Annotated in this window: 18 protein-coding genes; 10 read left to right on the top strand and 8 right to left on the bottom strand. The window is 37.6% G+C overall.

What is annotated here, in order from left to right:
- Nucleotides 1–37 precede the first annotated feature (37 nt).
- Nucleotides 38–1,219, bottom strand: a complete 1,182-nt coding sequence (locus AC0KUU_RS16325) for an MFS transporter (protein ID WP_097824290.1) — start codon at nucleotides 1,217–1,219, stop codon at nucleotides 38–40.
- A gap of 369 nt (nucleotides 1,220–1,588) precedes the next feature.
- Between AC0KUU_RS16325 and speE the strand changes: the two genes are divergently transcribed.
- On the top strand, nucleotides 1,589–2,476 hold the full coding sequence (gene speE, locus AC0KUU_RS16320) for a polyamine aminopropyltransferase (protein ID WP_043980383.1): 888 nt from the start codon (nucleotides 1,589–1,591) through the stop codon (nucleotides 2,474–2,476).
- 3 nt (nucleotides 2,477–2,479) lie between these two features.
- On the opposite strand, the gene AC0KUU_RS16315 is transcribed toward speE, so the two are convergent.
- Entirely contained in the window at nucleotides 2,480–3,154 is a 675-nt protein-coding gene (locus AC0KUU_RS16315; RefSeq protein ID WP_043980381.1) for a hypothetical protein, read from the bottom strand.
- 245 nt (nucleotides 3,155–3,399) lie between these two features.
- Between AC0KUU_RS16315 and AC0KUU_RS16310 the strand changes: the two genes are divergently transcribed.
- The 6 genes from AC0KUU_RS16310 to AC0KUU_RS16285 are packed head-to-tail and all read left to right on the top strand — an operon-like array spanning nucleotide 3,400 to nucleotide 12,345.
- Nucleotides 3,400–6,021: a putative amidoligase domain-containing protein gene (locus AC0KUU_RS16310; protein WP_043980378.1), complete on the top strand. Its 2,622-nt coding sequence runs from the start codon at nucleotides 3,400–3,402 to the stop codon at nucleotides 6,019–6,021.
- Nucleotides 6,018–7,427, top strand: a complete 1,410-nt coding sequence (locus AC0KUU_RS16305; protein ID WP_322551740.1) for a UDP-N-acetylmuramoyl-tripeptide--D-alanyl-D-alanine ligase — start codon at nucleotides 6,018–6,020, stop codon at nucleotides 7,425–7,427. The genes AC0KUU_RS16310 and AC0KUU_RS16305 overlap by 4 nt, the downstream gene beginning before the upstream one ends.
- Before the next feature lie 13 nt (nucleotides 7,428–7,440).
- Nucleotides 7,441–8,958 (top strand): phosphoenolpyruvate mutase, encoded by a 1,518-nt coding sequence (aepX, locus tag AC0KUU_RS16300; protein WP_322551741.1) that lies wholly within the window; start codon nucleotides 7,441–7,443, stop codon nucleotides 8,956–8,958.
- Nucleotides 8,951–10,081 (top strand): phosphonopyruvate decarboxylase, encoded by a 1,131-nt coding sequence (gene aepY, locus AC0KUU_RS16295; protein ID WP_165575544.1) that lies wholly within the window; start codon nucleotides 8,951–8,953, stop codon nucleotides 10,079–10,081. The genes aepX and aepY overlap by 8 nt, the downstream gene beginning before the upstream one ends.
- Nucleotides 10,074–11,915: a 2-aminoethylphosphonate aminotransferase gene (locus AC0KUU_RS16290; RefSeq protein WP_322551742.1), complete on the top strand. Its 1,842-nt coding sequence runs from the start codon at nucleotides 10,074–10,076 to the stop codon at nucleotides 11,913–11,915. Before aepY ends, AC0KUU_RS16290 begins: the two co-directional genes overlap by 8 nt.
- A 7-nt stretch (nucleotides 11,916–11,922) precedes the next feature.
- Entirely contained in the window at nucleotides 11,923–12,345 is a 423-nt protein-coding gene (locus AC0KUU_RS16285; RefSeq protein ID WP_013081823.1) for an NUDIX hydrolase, read from the top strand.
- Between the two features lie 111 nt (nucleotides 12,346–12,456).
- Here the strand turns inward: AC0KUU_RS16285 and budA are convergent, their stop codons facing one another.
- The 6 genes from budA to AC0KUU_RS16255 form a co-directional block, all read right to left on the bottom strand.
- Nucleotides 12,457–13,170: an acetolactate decarboxylase gene (gene budA / locus AC0KUU_RS16280; protein WP_043980365.1), complete on the bottom strand. Its 714-nt coding sequence runs from the start codon at nucleotides 13,168–13,170 to the stop codon at nucleotides 12,457–12,459.
- Nucleotides 13,171–13,186: 16 nt separating this feature from the next.
- Entirely contained in the window at nucleotides 13,187–14,866 is a 1,680-nt protein-coding gene (alsS, locus tag AC0KUU_RS16275; RefSeq protein WP_080781640.1) for an acetolactate synthase AlsS, read from the bottom strand.
- 226 nt (nucleotides 14,867–15,092) lie between these two features.
- The gene (locus AC0KUU_RS16270) at nucleotides 15,093–15,257 is read right to left on the bottom strand and encodes an aspartyl-phosphate phosphatase Spo0E family protein (RefSeq protein ID WP_014461503.1); all 165 of its coding nucleotides are present in this window, start codon (nucleotides 15,255–15,257) and stop codon (nucleotides 15,093–15,095) included.
- A gap of 877 nt (nucleotides 15,258–16,134) precedes the next feature.
- The gene (locus AC0KUU_RS16265) at nucleotides 16,135–16,332 is read right to left on the bottom strand and encodes a YwbE family protein (RefSeq protein WP_043980363.1); all 198 of its coding nucleotides are present in this window, start codon (nucleotides 16,330–16,332) and stop codon (nucleotides 16,135–16,137) included.
- Nucleotides 16,332–16,511, bottom strand: coding sequence for a hypothetical protein (locus tag AC0KUU_RS16260; RefSeq protein ID WP_013055499.1), 180 nt, complete (start codon nucleotides 16,509–16,511; stop codon nucleotides 16,332–16,334). The genes AC0KUU_RS16265 and AC0KUU_RS16260 overlap by 1 nt, the downstream gene beginning before the upstream one ends.
- Nucleotides 16,512–16,595: 84 nt before the next feature.
- Nucleotides 16,596–16,964, bottom strand: coding sequence for a winged helix-turn-helix transcriptional regulator (locus AC0KUU_RS16255; protein ID WP_013055500.1), 369 nt, complete (start codon nucleotides 16,962–16,964; stop codon nucleotides 16,596–16,598).
- Nucleotides 16,965–17,293: 329 nt separating this feature from the next.
- Between AC0KUU_RS16255 and AC0KUU_RS16250 the strand changes: the two genes are divergently transcribed.
- The 3 genes from AC0KUU_RS16250 (at nucleotide 17,294) to mdcH (ending at nucleotide 20,658) form a co-directional block, all read left to right on the top strand.
- Nucleotides 17,294–18,493, top strand: coding sequence for an MFS transporter (locus AC0KUU_RS16250; protein WP_162213645.1), 1,200 nt, complete (start codon nucleotides 17,294–17,296; stop codon nucleotides 18,491–18,493).
- A gap of 93 nt (nucleotides 18,494–18,586) precedes the next feature.
- The gene (locus AC0KUU_RS16245; protein WP_409233873.1) at nucleotides 18,587–19,507 is read left to right on the top strand and encodes an LLM class oxidoreductase; all 921 of its coding nucleotides are present in this window, start codon (nucleotides 18,587–18,589) and stop codon (nucleotides 19,505–19,507) included.
- Nucleotides 19,508–19,731: 224 nt separating this feature from the next.
- Nucleotides 19,732–20,658 (top strand): malonate decarboxylase subunit epsilon, encoded by a 927-nt coding sequence (gene mdcH, locus AC0KUU_RS16240; RefSeq protein ID WP_165575540.1) that lies wholly within the window; start codon nucleotides 19,732–19,734, stop codon nucleotides 20,656–20,658.
- The last annotated feature ends 4 nt before the right edge of the window (nucleotides 20,659–20,662 follow it).

Below are 20,662 nucleotides of genomic sequence, written 5' to 3'. Positions count from 1 at the left end.
AAAAAGCCTCTTGAAAAAAGAGGCTTTTTGCATGGAATCAGGCAAGGTGCTTTTGGTTAATACGTACATTTTGGTTTTTGAATCCAGAATAATTTAGTAAGAGACAGAATAGGGCAAAAAGCGCTAGTAAGGAAAAACCGACAACGTAGTCTCCGCTTGTATCTTTTATAAAGCCTAGCACAATAGGGGGAAAGAAGCCGCCTACTCCTCCGAATGCTCCTACGATCCCGGTAACAGCTCCAATATTTCCTGTTGAAACAGATGGAACCATTTTAAAAACAGCTCCATTTCCGATACCAAGAGTAATGGCTGCAAGTAAACAACCTACGCTAAATAGGGAGAAGGCAGTGATGGTAAATGCAATAAATAACCCTATTAGTAGCATTCCGGTAAAGACGAAGGTGAGTACTTTTTTTGCTCCGAAGACATCCGATAAATATCCTCCAAGAGGCCGTACAAACGTTGCTAGTACGACAAATACAGCTGTTTTCAGCCCACTGTCTACAGTTGAAGCATTAAATTGATCATGCAAAATGGTAGGAAGATAGATGCTGAACGTTACAAATCCACCAAATGTTAAAAAATAGAAAACGGATAAAAACCACGTTTCTTTAAATTTTAATACCGATAAAGATTCCTGCAGCGTTTTGGGGGAAGCAGCAGAAGGGTGGTCTGAAGTTCCTATCCATAATAAAAGAGCCATTAAGGCTACCGCAATTGCTAAACTCCAAAATACCCAAGGCAAGCCAAAAGAAGAAAAGATAAGTGGAATACTAAAGCTTGCTACCGCCGATCCTAAGTTGCCCATCCCGGCAATTCCCAAAATAAAACCTTGCTTTTGAGGTGAATACCATTTAGAGACATATGTAATGGAAATAGCAAATGTTGTTCCAGCCATGCCGATAAAAAATGCCCAAAAGAGCAGCATAGAATAAGAATGAGTAAAGCCTGCACAAATAGTAGGGAGTAAAAGAGCCAGCATAGTCAAAGAATAGACTTTTCTTCCCCCGAAGCGATCTGTTAAAATCCCCATCGGAATTCGCATGAGGGAACCTAATAAGACGGGAGTGGCAATTAAGATACTTTTTTCAGCATTGGTTAATGAATACATTACTTGAATATCTGCAGCGATAGGTGCGAAGACAGACCATACTGAAAAAGCAATAATCATAGATAAAGTCGAGATGAGAAGTACAGATAAGGGCCGTTTAGAAAACATTACTTAAAAACCTCCTTTTTTATATCCAGCGTAAAGCTGTTGCAATATGGTAATTATGATACTACGCTTTCTTTCTTATGTATCATTCTGTGTTAGGTTTTCTTCCGTACTTTTACTGAAGAACGGACCCAGATAAAAGTGGAGAGATAACTTAGACTTACACTCTATCTAAGTGCTGATGAAGAAACGGTTAAAAAGCTTTGAAAGAACAGTAAGTAGAAATATTGTCGAAAGAATGGAAGGAAAATTGAAATTAGAAGAGATTAATAGAGTAAGCATCTATAAATTTGTGCTATCGAATTATAGCGAAATAAAAAATAATTCATATTTTATATAGAACACAAATTTTTGAAATAGAAGGTGGAAAAAGTGACAGAAAAGCATCCTCTTTCAGGTTATAAAAAGGATGATAATGGGGTTCTCTGGATATGGAGTTACGTTGGACAGGCTAGAGTGAAAATGGGGTATAAAGTAAAAAGTCTGCTTCACTATGAGCAATCTTCCTATCAACAAATCAGTATTGTGGATACAAAATGGTATGGAAAAATGTTGGTGCTAGATGGTACTCCACAAATTTCAACAGGAGAAGGGTTTATTTATAATGAAATGATTAGCCATGTGCCAATTATAACGCATTCAAATCCCAAAAAAGTTGCGATGATTGGCGGAGGAGACTGTGGTCCTGCACGGGAGGCCATGAAGTATGCCGGAATTCAACAAATTGATGTAGTCGAAATCGATCCAAAAGTTACAGAAATCTGCCGCACATGGCTAACTCCGGCTTCTTGTTATGATGGTGAAACGAGGCTCAATATGATACATCGCGATGGAATAGATTGGATTCAAGAACAAAAGGGAGTTTATGATGTTCTCATAATTGATCGGCCTGATCCTGTTGGACCGGGAAAAAAACTATTTCAACCTGATTTTTATCAATATGTCTACAACAGTCTTAAGGATGACGGCGTGGTTGTTTTTCAATCGGGATCTCCTTACTACAATACTTCTACATTACAAGGCACAATTAAAAATTTAAAGGAGCTATTTCCAATTGTCCGCACATATTTAGTGACGATACCTCTTTTCCCTTGCGGCATTTGGAGTTTTACGATTGCTTCTAAAAAAATGGATCCTCTTCAGGCCGATTTGACGAAGCTACAGCATACAGATACTCAATATATTGATCCTGAAATTTTCCATGCATCATTTGTTTTACCTAAATATATAAAAGAAATAGTAGACGGAAAAGATTCCTAAAAACTAAGTAGCGACGAATGTTTGTTGAAAGTCATCAATAATCTCGGAAAATATCTTTGTTATAGTAGTTCTGTGTTTGCTGCGCAGAGTCCGGGATAATTCAATTTGAAACGTATTAAAATTATGACTGTAACCTAGATAGCCGCTATTGTCACCTTGTCTGTGAAAGGCAATTGATTCGTTTCCAACAAATTTATTATCAAATATTACATGGATTTTCGGGAACGAATCTTCAGATTTTTTAGTCAGCGCCTGTTGAAACCAATCTTTAACTTCCTTTGAGCAGGATTGTCCATATAAAGTCCCCACTTCAATTGCATGAGGCCCATAATGTGTATCCTTCATTCCATGAAAAGATAAATGCAAATAGGGTGTTAAAAGGCAATTATTATCATCTACTATCTTCAAAGATTTAACAATTTCTTGGATTGTTCTTCTATATTCATGTATCCCCTCATGGTTTGTTTTATTTAGGTTTCTATTTAAATCTGCTATGGTTCTGGAAACCGTACTAACGATTCCTGCACATCCTGTTTTCTTGACTAAATTTTCTACAACTTTATCCGTAAATAAATCAGCAGCAGGTGGTTCTGCATGAAGTGCATCCACATGACAGCTTATAAAACCAGTTCCTTTGTTGTATTTTAAGTAGTTTCCATGAATGAATTTTAATGTCATTGACTAATTCTCCTTTTATATCGTTTGAAATCTATCCTTTCTATAATAAATGCAGTAAAAATAAAATCGGTGAATTATTACACGTGTTAAATACATACATAAAAAGTTTTTAGAGATGGTGGAAATAAATAGATAAATGTACAGGATTATTTTGTCTAGTTACATACTATATGAGTAGCTGATTATTGTTATAGGGCATTAAAGTAGCAAAATACGATAGAAAGTTCTAATTAGGAGGCTTTAAAATGGATCCAATGAGAGAAGAGTTAGGGATATTATCTGATAAAGAAATGACGCTGCAAACTCTTAATCTGAATAATATACCGTCTGTTGAATTAGTTGACCCCAAAACCTGTTCATATCCAGTGATAGGGAGGAAGTATGGTCACCATAGCGGAAGAGATATTGTTATCGTAAATACAAAGGACCAAGCAATATATGAAGGGTATGATTATTTTACGAAAATATATGCAATAGACAAAGAATATTGTCTAGAAGTAGAAGGACTGAGCGTAAAAACAGTACAAGTAGTGACCAGTGAACATGTTGTATTTAATGAAATACCCATTCGAACACAAGCCTTCGGCTGGAAATTAGAACAGGTACACGGCATGGATGTACCGGAAATGCTGATGAACGTAGCCATTCGAGCGCTCTACGTAACGGGAGCTAAAAGCGGCTTTGTCAAAATGGGGTTATTAGAAAATGGAGAGTGCATCGTCACAGATATTAACTCATCAGAAAGTGAATGGATAGAAAATCCATTAAAGCCTAGTGTTCCTTTTAGCATGGGTGCTGACGTTGAGTTTATGTTAAGTTGTGACGGAGAGCTTCTACCAGCTTCTACTTTTTTTTCTGTTGAAGGTCCGGTAGGCTGTGATGAAAGACAAATAGAGCAAGATAGCGGTGAGTATGCATTAGTAGAAGTTAGGCCTGAAAAAGCGAATTCATCAACAGAACTATTTGAGAACATCCAAAAGTTAATAGAAAAAGCATCTGCACAGGCACCATATGAAAATATTCATTTTCGGGCAGGCAGCATGCCGTTTTCAGGGTATCAATGTGGAGGACATATTCATTTTGGCATTCCGCTTTCTTTATCTTTATTAAGAGCCCTTGACCACTACCTTGCTATTCCAATAGCGCTGATAGAAGAATCTAAGACCGCTAAACTCAGACGGAAAACGAACCATGGAGGTCTTGGACGCTATCGTGAGAAACCGTATGGATTTGAGTATTTAACTTTAAGCTCTTGGATTATCGACCCTAGAATTACTCTCTCCACTTTAGCTCTTGCTCAGCTAGTTGCTACCCATCATCATGAATTAAAAAGCGAATTTTTATTTCATCCACTTACGCAACGTGCTTACTATCAAGGGAATAAAATCTTTCTTAAACGAATGTGGAAAGATATCAAGGCCAATCTTATGAAAACATCCAGCTATCCACATTATCAAAATGAACTATCTTTTCTATTTGAAATGATAGAAAAAGAAATTCCTTGTGATGAATCAAATGATATTCGGCGGAATTGGAATGTAAAGATTTCTAAAGAAATCTATGACCGCGGACATATTATTCAAATCCCCAAAAAGCTCCGTTTAAAATACGGCCTCAAAGAGGGGCAGTCTACGATTGTTAGTGCAGGAAAGGCAATATCAACTGCAACTGTTCATTCTTATCCTTTTTCATTTCGCCATCCAAATATGGTTCAACTCTCTAAATCTCTCCGTGATAAACTATCTCTCCCGAAAGATTGGTGCCCCAAGCTATCAGCTTCAGAAGGCATCATAACTTTAGGTCCTATCATTGGCATTCTTGCTAACCGTCCTTTTGAAAGACAAACAACCTATTTCCATCATCTATGTCGCTTAGCAACTGAAAAGCGAATGCTTGTATATGTGTTTGAACCCGAAGATATTGATTGGGAGAAAAAATTGGTTAAAGGAACAACTATTAACGGTGAAGGGCTTTATCCTTTTCCTGCTGTTATTTATGACCGTTATTTCATAGATGGCAGAAAGAATATTTTAATAGATGAAGTAAGGGCAAAACTTCAGGCGGTTTATAAAATTCCTTTTGTTAATTCTTCAAATTTGTTTCAGCTCACGGGAGATAAGTGGGCAACATATGAACTTCTTATGAAAGAATATGAAGAATTTCTTCCAGAGTCACGTCTGGTACAAAATTCTGGTGACATTGCAGAAATGCTTGATAACTACGGAGAAGTCTATTTAAAACCGCTTGGCGGAGCCTTAAGTAAAGGAGTCATGCGTATCGTTCGCCGACCAACAGGCATCTTTTGGTTTGATCTTAATAAAAAAGAGCTGCATCAATTCAGTAATATGGAAGAATTATTTACTTTGCTCTCTCCTTTGATGAAAAACAATCCTTATCTTGTTCAGGAAGGAATTCGCAGAAAACAGCATAAAGATAAAAATTTAGAAATACGGGTTTATATGCAAAAAAATGAAAAGCAAATTTGGCTTCGAACGGGTATGGTTGCGCGTCTCACCGGTGAAGATGTGCTAACGGAAGATTCTGAAACGAATATGCGCCTCAGTAAAATATTAAACAGTTTATATCCTGATCCAACAGACAGAAGGCTCATTATAAACCAATTAGCTAAAGTATCTAAAAATATTGTTGCAACAGTAGAGGAGAAAGTGGGTCCTTTTGGGGAGCTGGCGGTAGATTTATGTATAGATCAGTACGGTTCCATAAAGTTACTTGAAATAAATGCAAAACCAGATAGTCTATTCTCACAAATTAGAGCCTACAAGCTGCGTACTTTGGCGGGGATTCGTCTGCTTAATTATGCGTCTTCACTGGCTGGTTACGAAGAAGAAAAGGAGGATTTAACATGAAGCACTTCACATTAAATGAAATCCTTAAACAAACGGGAGGAGACCTTTGTTATGGATCAGGAAATCCTGTTATTAAACATGCTATAAACTACGCTAAAAAGGATATAGAGGATCATACACTCATCTTTCATTTAGATAGAGAACCGATTAGAGGGAAGTATTGGAAAGAAAATCATTCAATTGTCGTTATAACAGATCACCCTGAGCTGTGCACGAACTTAGAGGGAAATATTATTCTTGTTAAAACAGCTCAATTAGAAGAGGCTTATTGGAAATTTATTGAATACTACCGAGGGCTCTTTGATCTTCCTGTTATTGGTGTTACAGGGACTTGTGGGAAAACGACCACGAAAGAGATAATCCGACAAATATTAATTGAAGATTATAAAGTGAAAGCTACGTGGATGAGTATGAATTCTATGTCTGTAAATCTACGTTATTTAACAGGTATTGATGATACGACAGAAGTAGCTGTTTTTGAAATGCCAGTCGCTTATCCGGGCTATTTAAAAGTTGCGTGTCGCTACTTTCAGCCACAAATACGAATTCTATTAAATATAGGCGTACACCATCTCGCTGATTGTGAAACACCTGAAGAATATATGAAAGCAAAAGCCGAAATTGTAGAAGGTTTAGATCCAAATAGAGGCATTTTGATTTTAAACGCAGATGATGAAAATATTAAGAGAGTGCTTGATGTTAGTCATCTGCAAAATGTTGTATATATAGGTAAAAATGATAGTTCCCAATTTCAAGCAAAGGATATTAAATATGCCAAGGGAGGAATGGCTTTCACTTTAAAGCACCAAGACAAAGAGTACGATGCCTTTATCCCTGGATATGGTGAACATAATGTGTATAATGCATTGGCCGCCATTGCTGCAGTATTTTATGTGGGCGTTGATATTTCCGTTGCCATACAAAGACTTAGCTTATTTGAACAAGTAGAAGAACATTTGGAATTTAAAAGAGGAATAAATGAATGTACGGTAATTAATGATACATGGAACTCTTCACCTTTATCGATGACTACAGCTCTCGGAGTTCTTAGTGATATGTCAAAAGAGAAACAATCTATTGCTTTATTAGGTTACATGCCTCAGCTAGGAGAAGGACCTTATGCAATTAAACAATATGAAGATATGGGAAAAAAAGCAGCGGAATCAAAGATTGATATTTTAGTGGTAGTAGGAGAAGAAGCAAAAGCTATTGGGACAGGAGCTTTAAAATGTGGAATGGACCCTAATAAAGTCTATTTTTGCAAGACTGGTGATGAAGTATACAATGTGCTAGCGCCATATTTAAATGAAAATACAATAATTTTATTAAAAGTAACGCATCGTGTTATGACAAAACCTACTTTTAAAGAATTAAGAAATAAACTTATTCCAGACAACGAAGAGTAAAAGGAGGATAGACATGAAGAAGACTAAACAGCTAAGAGAGTTGATAGAAAGTAAACAGCTAGAGTTTATTATGGAGGCTCACAGTGCGCTATCTGCAAAGATTGTAGAAGAAGCAGGGTTCAAAGGGATATGGGCCAGCGGCCTGTCATTATCTGCAGCACTGGGTGTAAGAGATAATAACGAGGCTTCATGGACACAGGTATTAGACATCTTAGAGTTTATGAGTGACGCAACGTCCGTTCCAATTCTTCTTGATGGGGATACAGGCTATGGGAACTTTAATAATGCAAGAAGATTAGTTAAGAAATTGGAGCAGCGAGACATTCCAGGCGTATGTATTGAAGATAAATTGTTTCCAAAAACAAACTCATTTATTAAAGGTGAAGCACAGCCGCTTGCAGATATTAATGAATTTTGCGGCAAAATTAAAGCAATGAAAGATAGCCAAAATGACGAAGATTTTGTAGTGGTATCGCGTGTAGAAGCTTTTATTGCAGGGTGGGGGCTGAAGGAAGCTTTAAAGCGTTCAGAAGCTTATCGCCAAGCGGGAACCGACGCCGTTTTGATTCATAGTAAAAGGTCAGATATGACAGAGATTGAAGCTTTTATGAAAGAGTGGGGAAACAGGCTTCCGGTTATTATTGTTCCAACCAAATATTATTCGGTTCCAACTGATAAATTTAGTGATTTAGGAATTAGCTTGAGTATTTGGGCCAACCATAACTTAAGATCTTCCATTACAGCTATGCAAAAAACGTCCGCTCAGATTTATTGCGATAAAAGTTTGATTAACGTAGAAAAAAATGTCTCTCCGCTTGAGGAAGTTTTCCGTCTTCAAAAAGCTGAAGAGCTCGACATCGCAGAGAAACTTTATTTAAGCTCTGCCAATCATAGCACGAACGCTATGATTCTGTTAAAAGAATCAGCAAATGAAGCTTTGATAACTGAGCAGATAAATCAGTTAAAAAAAGTCGGCGTGACAAATAGTATAAAAGTAGGTTCCAACAAAGCTATGGAAGATAAGGCGTTTCCTAATAAAGGAGAATTATATCATCTCTATGCTGCAAGAGATAAGCTAGGAACGGCTACTTTAATAAGCGATAGTAACATCGTATATAAAACACATGTTTTTGAGGAGTTAATTCATGAAAGCGGTGATATCACGATCGTAGCAGGAGCTGATTATGAGTTAAAAGGGAATCAAACATCTTATGTAACTGCTAAACTTCCCTATTCCAAGCAGCTGTATTCCAAAGCAGTAGACTTGATTCAAATGTCGTGCAATCCAAACTCTAACAACATTCACGGTGAATTCATTGGTCTTTGGAAAGTTTCTGGAAAAGGCACTGAGGTTGTAAAAAAAGCTTTGGAAGAATTGGCACAAAGAAAAGATTTTGCTCAGCTCACGTTTTCTGATTTCTTTAATTATATTAATCTAATTCACCCGGTTGCTGTTAAATATACGATGGGGTCATGGATAGATACCGAAACGTATACAAAGATTCAAAAAGATGGTGGGAGAAATGATTAGTACGTCCGTATTTGGAACTCAATTAAAAAAACTAGGTTTTCAATTTTATAGCGGGGTTCCTTGTTCCTATCTTAAACATCTTATTAACTACGCTATCAACGAATGTGAATATGTTGCAGCAGCAAATGAAGGAGAAGCGGTAGCGATTGCTGCTGGGGCATCAATTGCTGGCAACAAAGCAGTTGTTTTAATGCAGAACTCCGGATTAGCAAATGCTGTTTCCCCTTTAACCTCTCTTATTCATCCGTTTAAAATTCCTGTCCTTGGATTTGTCAGTTTTCGCGGAGAACCTGGATTTCCAGATGAACCGCAGCATGAATTAATGGGAGAAATTACTCCTTTCCTGCTAAATACAATGAAAATAAAATGGGAATATTTATCTTCTGATTTTGCCGAAGTTAAAAAACAATTACAGCGGGCTAATCAAACTGTTGAAAATAATGAAAGCTACTTCTTTATTGTAAAAAAAGGAACGTTTGAGCCAGTTAAGCTCTTAGAAAAATCAATAAAAAAAGTTACTCCTAAAATGAAAAGTGAACAGATAACAACCGATGAGTTACCTTCAAGGTATGAGGCATTACGAGTAGTTAATTCATTAAAAGACAACGATACTATTCAATTGGCCGCTACAGGAAAAACAGGAAGAGAGCTTTACGAAATAGAAGACGCAAGAAATAATTTTTATATGGTTGGATCTATGGGGTGCGTTAGTTCCATTGGTTTAGGCTTAGCTTTGAGCAAAAATGAAAAGAACATCATTACAATTGATGGAGACGGAGCGTTGCTTATGCGCATGGGGAATCTAGCAACCAACGGATACTACTGTCCAGCAAATTTATTACACATTCTTTTAGACAATCAAACCCATGATTCTACAGGGGGGCAACATACGGTCTCTCATAACATTAATTTTGTAGATATTGCTTCTTCCTGTGGATATCAAAATTCCATTCATGTTCATAACTTACATGAGTTAGAGACGTATATCAAACAGTGGAAAAGTGATAAAAAATTAACGTTTTTATATCTTAAAATAGCGAAAGGATCTAAAAAGAACCTGGGGCGTCCTGAAATGAAGCCTTATGAAGTCAGAGAAAGACTGCAGGTGTTTTTAGATGATTAAAACAGCTGTTATTCTAGCTGCAGGGATGGGGAGCAGGATTCGTAAAAGAGCTGGAAACCGCCCTAAAGGGTTTTTGATGATTGATGAAAAATCGATTATTGAACATTCCATTTCCAAGTTAATAGAAGCAGGAGTCAAGACGATTTTTATTGGAACAGGATATATGAAAGAAGAATATGAAAAGCTAATGGTTAGATATCCTCAAATAAAATGTGTTTATAATTCTAGATACGAAACAACGGGAAGCCTGTTTACGCTGTATCAATTTAAAAATTATATTAAAGAAGATTTTTTACTATTGGAATCAGATGTAATTTATGAAAAGAATGCGTTGGAAACATTAGTAAACCATTTGAGATCAGACGTCATACTAGGGAGTAAATTGAACGGTGCTGGCGATGAAGTTTATATTGAAGCTGATGAGAATAATAACCTTAAGAATATGTCAAAACAAAAAGAAGAGTTGAATAGTATCTATGCAGAACTAGTTGGTTTAACCAAACTCTCTTATGCTACATTTCAGGGACTTTGTGATGAAGCAAATACGCTGTTCCAGTTTAATCAAACGATCGATTATGAATATGGCCTCGTTAAAATTTCCGAAAAAGCAAATGTGTATGTTCATAAACTGGATAATTTGGCATGGTGTGAAGTGGATGATGAAGATCACTGGGCAAGAGCAACTGCTATTGTTTATCCGATTATTAAAGCTCGAGAAGGTATTACGCATACAGTTAAGAGAAGTATACTCCTAAACCCCGGACCGGCAACTACAACAGATACCGTCAAATATGCTCAAATAGTGGAAGACATTTGCCCGAGAGAAAAAGAATTTGGAGAGACGGTGGAATTTATCTCTGCTGAACTAACAAAATTTGTGGGGAATCCAGAAAAGTATACTACGGTATTATTCGGCGGATCTGGAACGGCGGCAGTGGAATCGATTTTAAGTTCAGTAATTGATAATGGTACGGTTGTTATTATCAATAATGGTCCATACGGTGAAAGAATGTGTAAAATCGCTGAAATTTATGGACTGAATTATTTAGAATATAAAAGCTCCGCCGAGCAGGCTATTGATATGAACGACTTAGAAATTTTTGTGAAAAAGATTTCAACGAACGTTTCTTATCTGGCGCTTGTTCACTGTGAAACTTCCACGGGACTTCTTAATGATATTGAAAAAATTGGGGAATTTTGTGCAGTGAAAAATGTCGAAATGATTGTGGATGCAATGAGTTCGTATGCAGCTGTTCCAATTGACATGCAAAAAATGAATATAAGCTATCTAGCCGCAAGTGCAAATAAGAACCTTCAAGGAATGGCAGGCGTGTCGTTTGTTATAGCAAATAAAGACCGGTTAGAAAAAACGGAGCAAATAAAGCCTCGTAACCTTTATCTTCATTTATATGATCAGTATCGATATTTCCAAATGAATAAACAATTGCGTTTTACTCCTCCTGTTCAGACTATGTACGCCTTAAAGCAGGCAATTATAGAAACTCAGTGGGAAGGAATTGAGAAACGATATGAACGCTACTCAAAATCATGGACTACTTTAACGGATGGAATTACTCGGCTTGGGTTAACCTATTTGGTTCCTGAAACGCATCATTCTAAAATTATTACCTCTATCCTCGAGCCTTCCGATAAAAAGTATAATTTTGATATTATGCATGATTTTTTTTATAAACAAGGATTCACCATTTATCCTGGTAAAATTGATAAATTAGAAACGTTTCGAATAGCAAATATTGGTGATATCACATATAGAGATATAGAAAGATTTCTTCATCTTCTTGAACAATATCTTAACGGGCTAAAAGGAGAGTGAGAAAAAGTTGAATCAAAAATTAGCTGTAGCAGTTATGGTGGTAAATCAAGATCATCACGTGCTTCTAGTCAAGAACCATAGACGGGGATGGGAATTTCCAGGCGGTTTTGTTGAAGCAGGTGAATCAATAAAAGATGCGGGGATACGAGAAGTTAAAGAAGAATCTGGAATTGTTATTGAAGTAACCAACTTTCTAGGAGTAGAACAAGATGTTAAACGATCTACTACTGTTATTTTATTAAAGGGAAAAGCGATTAGCGGGGAAATTTCTGTCTCCAATGAAACGCAGGATGTGGGATATTTTACGTTAGAAGAAGCAAAAAATATAATTAAATTAGATAACTTTAAGGATCGAATGGCTAGATGTCTAAAAGAGACTGAAATACCATTTTTCTATGTTTTAAAAGACACAGGCTCTTTTTACGTATAGGCGGAAGGTTTCTGTGTTGTGCTAGAAATGAAGCCTGAACGCGATTAAATAAAAAACGCTCATCGTCATGCATGACGATGAGCGTTTTTTTATCAGTAAAAGTATCGTTGTTTATTCAGCCGTCGCAATTTCTTCTTCTACATCATGGTCTTCTAAATTAGCATTTAAAAATTCACTTGTTTCCGATAAATTGAGATTTAATTTCGTTTTTTTGCAGATTTGAATTGTAACATCTTGAACAGAGACATCTAAAACATGTCCCCCTTCTTTTTTATATTCATCAATAAAGTGCAGGTGGTAGCCGGGAACACCGATGCCTGAAGAATATTCTGGCGTATAAAAACCTGCTAGTGTTCCATTTACATCTGAAGATGTAAATGTAGGCTGATCAGCAGCCGCATCTACCATAGAAGGATAGGGCTTCTCTTGCTTTGCAACCGTGCGCGTTTTTACTTCTTTAAACTTTCCGTCAATGCGAACTGCATAGAATAAATTCGGGCTAGGAATAAGCTCGTTCATTAAGGTTTCTAGTTGTTCACGATTCATTTCCTTTTCTACACGATAAGAGATATCTTCATAAAAGGTTGTCATAATGGCAAAAGGTGTTTTTGCATCTTCGCCAATAGGCGCGGCTTTCCCATCAGCAATATGATAAAATTCTCCGTCAAAGGCAATCATTTCACCGTCCAATTGATTAAACGTACCGATGCCGAAATCACCTTTCTTAGCTAAATCCTTGTATGTGACAATACCGTCAAATACTCCGTCTAATAAAGCGATCATGGTGGAAGTTTGGTGAATCGTTAATTTTTCTTTATTGCTCATTCTTTACTCAGTCCTTTCAGTTAATTTGATCTGGCAGTAGCTGTGTATTTAATTTTTCATTATCTTTATAATCTACAGGAACATCGATGATAACTGGGCCTTGTTCACGAAAAGCGCTTGCTAGAGTCTCCGAAAATTCTTCTGGTGAGTTAACTCTAAATCCTTTGGCACCAAAACTTTCAGCAAGCGTAACAAAGTCTACACTGCCAAACTCTACTGCAGATTTTCGGCCATATTTAATCTGCTGTTGAAAGCCAACCATATCGTAGGTTTGATCGTTCCAGATAATGTGAACAATTGGTAAGTTTAATCGAACGGCTGTCTCGAGCTCCATAGCTGAAAATAAAAACCCGCCGTCTCCAGACATGGACAGAACTTTTTTATGGGGGCGAACGAGTGCAGCTGAAATAGCCCAAGGCAAAGCAACACCTAGTGTCTGCATACCGTTGCTGAATAGTAAATGCTGAGGTTCATAGGAACGAAAATAACGAGCCATCCATATGTAATGCGAACCAACGTCACATGTGATGGTAGTATCATCTTCAACAAAGTTCTGCAGAGCTTCAATTAATTGTAGGGGATGAAGGTAAGTGTCATTAGAAAACTCGTACTGATCGTCAGGTTGTTCAAGTTTACTTTTTAGCGTTTTTAAAAAAGAAGCACTTTCTTTTGAACGTATTAAATGTGGGAGTTTATCCGCTAATATGTCAATTGTGCTTGGAATATCCCCTACTAACTCAATTTCCGGCTGATAATGGTGGTCAGCTTGTGCTTGTAAATCATCTAAATGAATAATGCTTCTTTGACTTTCTGAGTTCCAAAGAGAAGGAGGATATTCAACTGGGTCATATCCGATTGTTAAGACGACGTCAGCATGCTTCAATAAGACGTCTCCAGGCTGATTGCGAAAAAGACCTACTCGCCCAAAAAAGTGAGTTTCAAGCTCTCTTGAAACAGCTCCCGCACCTTGGAACGTTTCCACCACAGGAAGGTCATGTTCTGCTATAAGTTGACGGATTGATTCCACTGCTTTAGATTTACTTGCTCTCATACCTAAAAGCAAGACAGGTAGTTTTGCTGTGCGAATAGTGTGTATAGCTTGGGCAACAGCGTCTAAATTGGCAGTCCCAATCGTAGGAGCTTTTAAAACGGATAGAGTGGAAGCTGATGTTTCGCTATCCATTACATCCTGCGGCAAGCTGACAAAAGATGCTCCTGAAGGAGAAGAAACAGCTTCGCGAAAGGCGTCTGTTATCACTTCTGGAACGTTTGCAGCGTCTTCTACCTCAACGCTGAATTTGGCGATAGATTTAAATAGTCCTTCATTATCCATTGATTGATGCGTCTTTTTTAATCGATCTGCTCTTGGAACGGCTCCTGCTAGGGCTACCACTGGGTCACCTTCAGAAGTAGCAGTCACAAGGCCAGTGGCTAAGTTAGCGGCACCTGGACCTGATGTGACAAGGCAAACGCCCGGCGTACCTGTCAGTCTTCCCATAGCAGCTGCCATAAACGCAGCATTTTGTTCATGGCGGCAAACAATTACTTCTGGTCCTTTTTCTTTCAAAACATCAAATACGCCATCAATTTTGGCTCCTGGAATGCCAAAAATATAAGGCACATTCTGACTTGCCAAACTTTCTACTAGTAAGTCAGCGCCTTTTTTTGTTTCGGCAGTATCAGCATTACTCATCATGCATTCTCTCCTTTATGTTTCTTAGATAGGTTTTAAGGCCTACTGATTGAATACCCAATTTGTATGACAACTAACCTAAGGAAAGGAGAAGGTTTTAATTTTCTAAATAAAAAACTTCCCTATTAATTAGGGAAGCAGAGATGTACCTATTGCGAATAAAACATATCTGTTTTATTTGTAGGTTTATGGTACTTGAGGGATAGAAAGTGAAAGTCCAACGCGGCTCTTATTTGGTATGGTTAAAAAGCTTTTGGTAACTAACAATTTTTTGATCTAGCTTTTGACTTAATTTTAAAATTTCACCGTGAGAATAGCTGCTTGTTTTTTTAGCTAATTGGTAAATATCTGATTGTAAGGCTCGAATTTCTTTTTCTAACTGAGGTTGCTTCATTGAAATCCTCTCCAAGTCAGAATACTTCTATCTTCTATCTTCTATGTTTTATCTTTTATCTAATAGTATGAAATTCCTTCATATTTGTAAAATGTTTTTTGTTTTGAAAAATATGACATAGGTGAAGAGCTGCTAACAAGCTTTGTCGAACACTTTTTTTACCTGTTTTCAATAAATATGATATACTGAGACTAGGAAAAATGACAATCTGGAGCGCACGTTCAGTTATTCTTAACAAGCGAATGAATTCTTAGCTTTGACAAGTGCAACTTGTAAGGTGAAGAAATTCATCACATAATCTTATTAGATCTGAACCTTGTTAGCCCGGATGAGGATTTGTCGAAAACGATTCACTAGAGAAAACCTTCGAGACCGCCAACTCGGAGGTTTTTTTATTTTTGTGTATGGGAAGTAAAAAAAAGACATAGACTAATAAAGAAAAAGGTCCCGCACCCATAATCGGCCGTAGTTGATTACACCTTGTCCATTTCTGCAAGGAAGCTGTCTTTTTACTATAGGGAAGTGCCGCCAAACACGATTCCCTAAAGACAATCAGCACACGAGGCTTATGGATGAAGAACCTTTTAGACGATACTTATCGGTGATTACTTATTTTACTACTGGAAAAATAGCAAAATAAGAGCGACTATGGCTCCTAAAAGCTCTACGTAAGCCGTTAGGAGCTGAACATTCTCAGCATCTAGGAAAAATGACTTGAGGATTCGTCTCAGACTATCCACCACCTTTTTCTTCCTTGCGTGAATTCCCAAGGGAAAGAAAGGGGACGACAGTGCTTCTTTATTTTAACAAAAGTAGGAAATGATAAGTAGATTTATTTGAAGTGTAAATTAAAAAAGCATGTAGAATACATGCTTTTTTAATTTGGGTAAATTTCTTTTATGCGTCCGACTTGTCCATCTGTTAAACGGACTTTGATGCCGTGTGGGTGAAAGTTTGAATTGGTCAGAATGTCTTTGACCGTTCCGCGTGTAAGTTTTCCAGAACGCTGATCTGCTTTTAAAACAATGTCGACTTCAATTCCAGGAGCTACGTCTTTTCTATTTTGTCCGTTCATTATACACCTGTTCTCTTTCGCTGATTATTCGTTTTTTTTGTTTGTTGACTCGTCAGCTTTTTGGTTGCTTGATTGGTGCTGCTATTTTGAGCTTTACTTGAAGATTGATTTTTCTTATTAGCAAGCTGCTGTTTGATAGCATCTTGAAGACTAATTTTCTTTTTAAGTTGTTCTGTCATATGGGTTCCTCCTGAATATATACATCATCTGAAAAAACAAAGAAAGTAAGGGAATGAAAAAGCTGACTAGATAGTCAGCTTTTTTTAATTAGAAACAGTGACTTCTTCTACAGGCTGCATAAGTACAGCTTCTTTATCAGGATACGTTTTTTCAATATGATGTTCTCCCCAAGAGCATAATGAATCAAGAATGCTTTTTAAAGACCATCCGTAATCTGTTAAAGAGTATTCTACTCGAGGCGGCATTTCATTGTACATTTTTCTAACAATGATGCCGTCTGCTTCAAGTTCTCGAAGCTGCTGCGTTAATACTTTTTGCGTAACGCGCGGCATAATTCTTTTTAATTCTCCAGGGCGCTTTGTCCCTTTAATTAAGTGGCAAAGAATAACGACTTTCCACTTGCCTCCAATGACTTCTAGTGCCGCTTCCACTGGAATATTATATTTTTTCACGTTAACAACTCTCCTTGTTCTAGAGATAACGGTCAAATGCATGTTTTCGCATTTTTTCTGATGTTTATCATATCACTATAGAGCAAAATTTTCTAGGTGTAAGCATTTTTTTAGAATACCCAATAGTTCATGACTTTAGTATTTACGCTTATTGTAACCTCCAGGTGCCTATATCACTTGAAAGTGCGTACTTTTTCTTTGGTTTTACATCGCTCATAATAACAATTGTTGATGGCGAGTTAGCGAATATATGAAAGGTACCTAAGCTAATTAGCCGTAAGAGAAGCTATTATGAAGAAGTTATCATAACGAACAGGAGGCGTTAAGAAGTGAACACAATTTCACAAACACAACAAAGTAAAAAAAGCGGTGCTTTGCCGCTATTAGCGCTAGCTATTAGCGCCTTTGGAATCGGGACTACAGAGTTTGTTCCAGTAGGTTTATTATCATCGCTTGCAGATGATTTAAATATTTCCATTACACTAGCAGGGTTATTAATTTCAGGATACGCAATGGGAGTTGCATTTGGAGCTCCCGTATTAACAGCTTTAACAAGTAAAATGAGCAGAAAATCACTGTTGATGCTATTGATGGTTATTTTTATCGTAGGAAACTCAGTAGCAGCTTTATCAACAAGCTTTGGGCTGCTGCTTATAGCACGAATTATTACTGCATTTTCACACGGAATTTTCTTTTCTATCGGTGCGACTATCGCTGCTGATTTAGTGCCAGAAGATAAGCGAGCAAGTGCCATTGCTTTAATGTTTACAGGTTTAACAGTTGCAACTGTTACAGGTGTTCCGCTTGGTACATTTATCGGACAAGCTTTCGGCTGGAGAGCAACATTTTGGGGAGTAGCGTTACTTGGGGTTATTGCCATTATTGCAAGTGCTCTTTTAGTGCCTAAAAACTTAAAGGAAGCGCCGCCGGCAAAGTTTAGTGATCAATTGAAAATTTTGAAAAACGGGCCGCTTTTACTATCGTTTGCTATTACCGCCTTAGGATATGGCGGAACGTTTGTAGCTTATACGTATTTAGCACCTATTCTTGAAAAACTAACAGGATACGCACCAAGCGCGGTTAGTATCTTACTGCTGGTATACGGTGTAGCAGTAGCCATCGGAAATACAATCGGAGGAAAAGCTGCGAATAAAAACCCGTTAAAAGCATTATTTTGGATGTTTCTAATTCAAGCAGTTATCTTAGTTATTTTATCGTTTACTGCATCGTTTAAAGTAGCGGGAACGATTACGATTTTTGCCATGGGCTTATTGGCATTTATGAACGTACCTGGACTGCAAGTGCTGGTCGTGAACTTAGCTGAAAAGTATGTTCCTTCAGCCGTGAACGTAGCCTCTGCGCTTAATATTGCTGCATTTAACGTTGGAATTGCTATTGGTTCTTTTGTAGGCGGCCTGATTGTTGATTCGATTGGTCTTGTTCATACTCCTTGGATTGGAGGAGTTATGGTTTTAGGAGCGGTCTTATTAACAGCATGGAGCCGCTCAATAGAAGCAAAAGCAAAATAAAACAAGATATCATCGCCTTTTGCGATGATCTCTTAGCTATAAAAGGAGAGGAAGTAAGTGACTACATTTCAGCATCATAAGGCGTATTGTCGTATGTACAAGGAGAATGAGTTAACGTTAGGGTTGCATATGCCGCTTGAAAATTATCAATATGCCACGCCTACGATGGAGAAACAAGTAGAGCTCACGCAGCTTGCAGAACAATATGGATTTACAAGCTTATGGTTCCGCGATGTCCTTCTTCAAGATCCATCATTTGGCGATTCAGCCACGGGTCAAATTTATGATATGCTTATTTATTTGGCTTATCTGGCCAGTCAAACAAAAGAAATTGCTCTTAGTACATCTGCTATTGTGCTGCCTTTGCGCCATCCGCTTCGCGTAGCTAAAGAAATGGCAACCATTGATCAGCTTTTTCCTGAGCGTTTGATTATGGGCGTATCTTCTGGAGACCGTCAAGCAGATTTTCGAGGGTTAGGTATTCCTCATGAAGAAAGAGGAAAGCGATTTGCAGAGGCTTTTCATTATTTAGAAGAAGCGTTAAATAAAGAATTTCCATCTATCCAGTCTGCTTTGGGATCCATTCAAGGAGCAAATGTCGTTCCTAAGCCAACGAAACGTATTCCGACGATGATCACGGGATACAGTCAGCAAAATATGGAGTGGTTTGCACAGTATGGAGACGGCTGGATGTATTATCCTCGTCATCCCCATTTTCAAGCAGAAGCTATTACACAATGGAGGAAACTGGTTGACATCTATTATCCAGGCGTTTTTAAACCTTTTACACAACCTATGCATCTAGATTTGGCAGAAGATCCAAATGAAATGCCAACGCCAATTCGTTTAGGATTTCGAGCAGGTCGTAATACATTAATTGAGCTTCTTTCTGTTTATAAAGAAATAGGAGTTAATCATCTCTTTTTTGCTCTTTTTGATAGCAAGCGTCCGGCTGAAGAAGTTATACATGAGCTTGGCGAAGAAGTGCTTCCGCATTTTCCAGCTCATCTGTAGCTAAAAGTACTTTAGTTGAAGATCCGAACGGGTTAGATTCTTACTGGAGAATCTAACCCGTTCGGATTTTTCCATTGATTTCGTTATGTCTCAATCCCTTTTTATATAGATTTCAAGTTATAGGATATATAAGAAATATGTATTAGAGTTATTGACCCTATGTTCTTTATAATAAAATTATCCATTATCTCCTTGGATGATATAAAGTCGAAAGGAGAAACACGATGAGTGTTGCATTTCTATTTCCAGGCCAAGGCGCACAATATGCTGGTATGCTTCATGATATAAAAAATAAATGGGGATTAGCGACTACGTTTGAAGAAGCAAGTGAGGTTTTAAATCAAGACGTATTATCTTTAGATTCGTCAGAAAAATTAAAATATAATAAAAATGTTCAAATATGTCTTTTTATTGCAGGAGTGGCTGCGGCTAGGTCGTTTAAAAACAAAGGATACTCGCCAGACGTGGTAGGAGGGCATTCTATAGGGGCGTTTGGAGCAGCAGTTGCATCTGAAGTGTTATCTTTTAAAGAAGCTCTTCTTCTTGTGAAAAAAAGAGGGAAACTGATGGAAAATGCTTATCCTGATGGTTATGGTATGGGGGTTGTGATGGGACTGCGTGAACATCAGCTTCTCTCTATTGTACATGAACTATCAACTGATGCAGCTCCTGTGTACGTAGCGAATCTAAATTCTCCCGATCAAATAACGATTTCTGGCACCTTAAAAGCAATCGAGAAAGTTCTTGAAAAAGCATGTAAAAAAGGGGCTAGAAAAACTAAAATGCTTCATGTAACGGTGCCTTCTCACTGTCCTCTTATGGAAGGAGTTTCGAGGGAATTACGAAAAATCATAACGGAAGTGAAAGGAAAGGACCCGTCCGTTCCTTTTATAGGTAACTGTAAAGCTCGGAAATTATGGAAAGCTGCTGATGTTAAGGAAGACTTAGCAGCGAGTGTTGCGATGCCCGTCCGTTGGCATGATACGACGGAAGTTATGTATGAAATGGGCACAAGATTATATATTGAAATGGCTCCAGGAAGAGTGCTAACGGATTTGGCTGCTAAGAGCTTCCCTGAAGCAAGGGCTATTTCGGCAGCCGAATCTACGATGAAAACTTTGCTGATTTTAATGGAAAAAGAAAAAATGTAAGCGT

The sequence above is a fragment of the Priestia sp. ST2 genome (assembly GCF_055810735.1).
This window is presented reverse-complemented; position numbering and strand designations above follow the sequence as displayed.

Bases quoted from the DNA above. Each gene is read 5' to 3' on its own strand.
- AC0KUU_RS16325 (WP_097824290.1), bottom strand. From the start codon at position 1,219: ATGTTTTCTAAACGGCCCTTATCTGTACTTCTCATCTCGACTTTATCT.
- AC0KUU_RS16315 (WP_043980381.1), bottom strand. From the start codon at position 3,154: ATGACATTAAAATTCATTCATGGAAACTACTTAAAATACAACAAAGGA.
- AC0KUU_RS16310 (WP_043980378.1), top strand. From the start codon at position 3,400: ATGGATCCAATGAGAGAAGAGTTAGGGATATTATCTGATAAAGAAATG.
- AC0KUU_RS16305 (WP_322551740.1), top strand. From the start codon at position 6,018: ATGAAGCACTTCACATTAAATGAAATCCTTAAACAAACGGGAGGAGAC.
- aepX (WP_322551741.1), top strand. From the start codon at position 7,441: ATGAAGAAGACTAAACAGCTAAGAGAGTTGATAGAAAGTAAACAGCTA.
- aepY (WP_165575544.1), top strand. From the start codon at position 8,951: ATGATTAGTACGTCCGTATTTGGAACTCAATTAAAAAAACTAGGTTTT.
- AC0KUU_RS16290 (WP_322551742.1), top strand. From the start codon at position 10,074: ATGATTAAAACAGCTGTTATTCTAGCTGCAGGGATGGGGAGCAGGATT.
- budA (WP_043980365.1), bottom strand. From the start codon at position 13,170: ATGAGCAATAAAGAAAAATTAACGATTCACCAAACTTCCACCATGATC.
- alsS (WP_080781640.1), bottom strand. From the start codon at position 14,866: ATGATGAGTAATGCTGATACTGCCGAAACAAAAAAAGGCGCTGACTTA.
- AC0KUU_RS16270 (WP_014461503.1), bottom strand. From the start codon at position 15,257: ATGAAGCAACCTCAGTTAGAAAAAGAAATTCGAGCCTTACAATCAGAT.
- AC0KUU_RS16265 (WP_043980363.1), bottom strand. From the start codon at position 16,332: ATGAACGGACAAAATAGAAAAGACGTAGCTCCTGGAATTGAAGTCGAC.
- AC0KUU_RS16260 (WP_013055499.1), bottom strand. From the start codon at position 16,511: ATGACAGAACAACTTAAAAAGAAAATTAGTCTTCAAGATGCTATCAAA.
- AC0KUU_RS16245 (WP_409233873.1), top strand. From the start codon at position 18,587: ATGTACAAGGAGAATGAGTTAACGTTAGGGTTGCATATGCCGCTTGAA.
- mdcH (WP_165575540.1), top strand. From the start codon at position 19,732: ATGAGTGTTGCATTTCTATTTCCAGGCCAAGGCGCACAATATGCTGGT.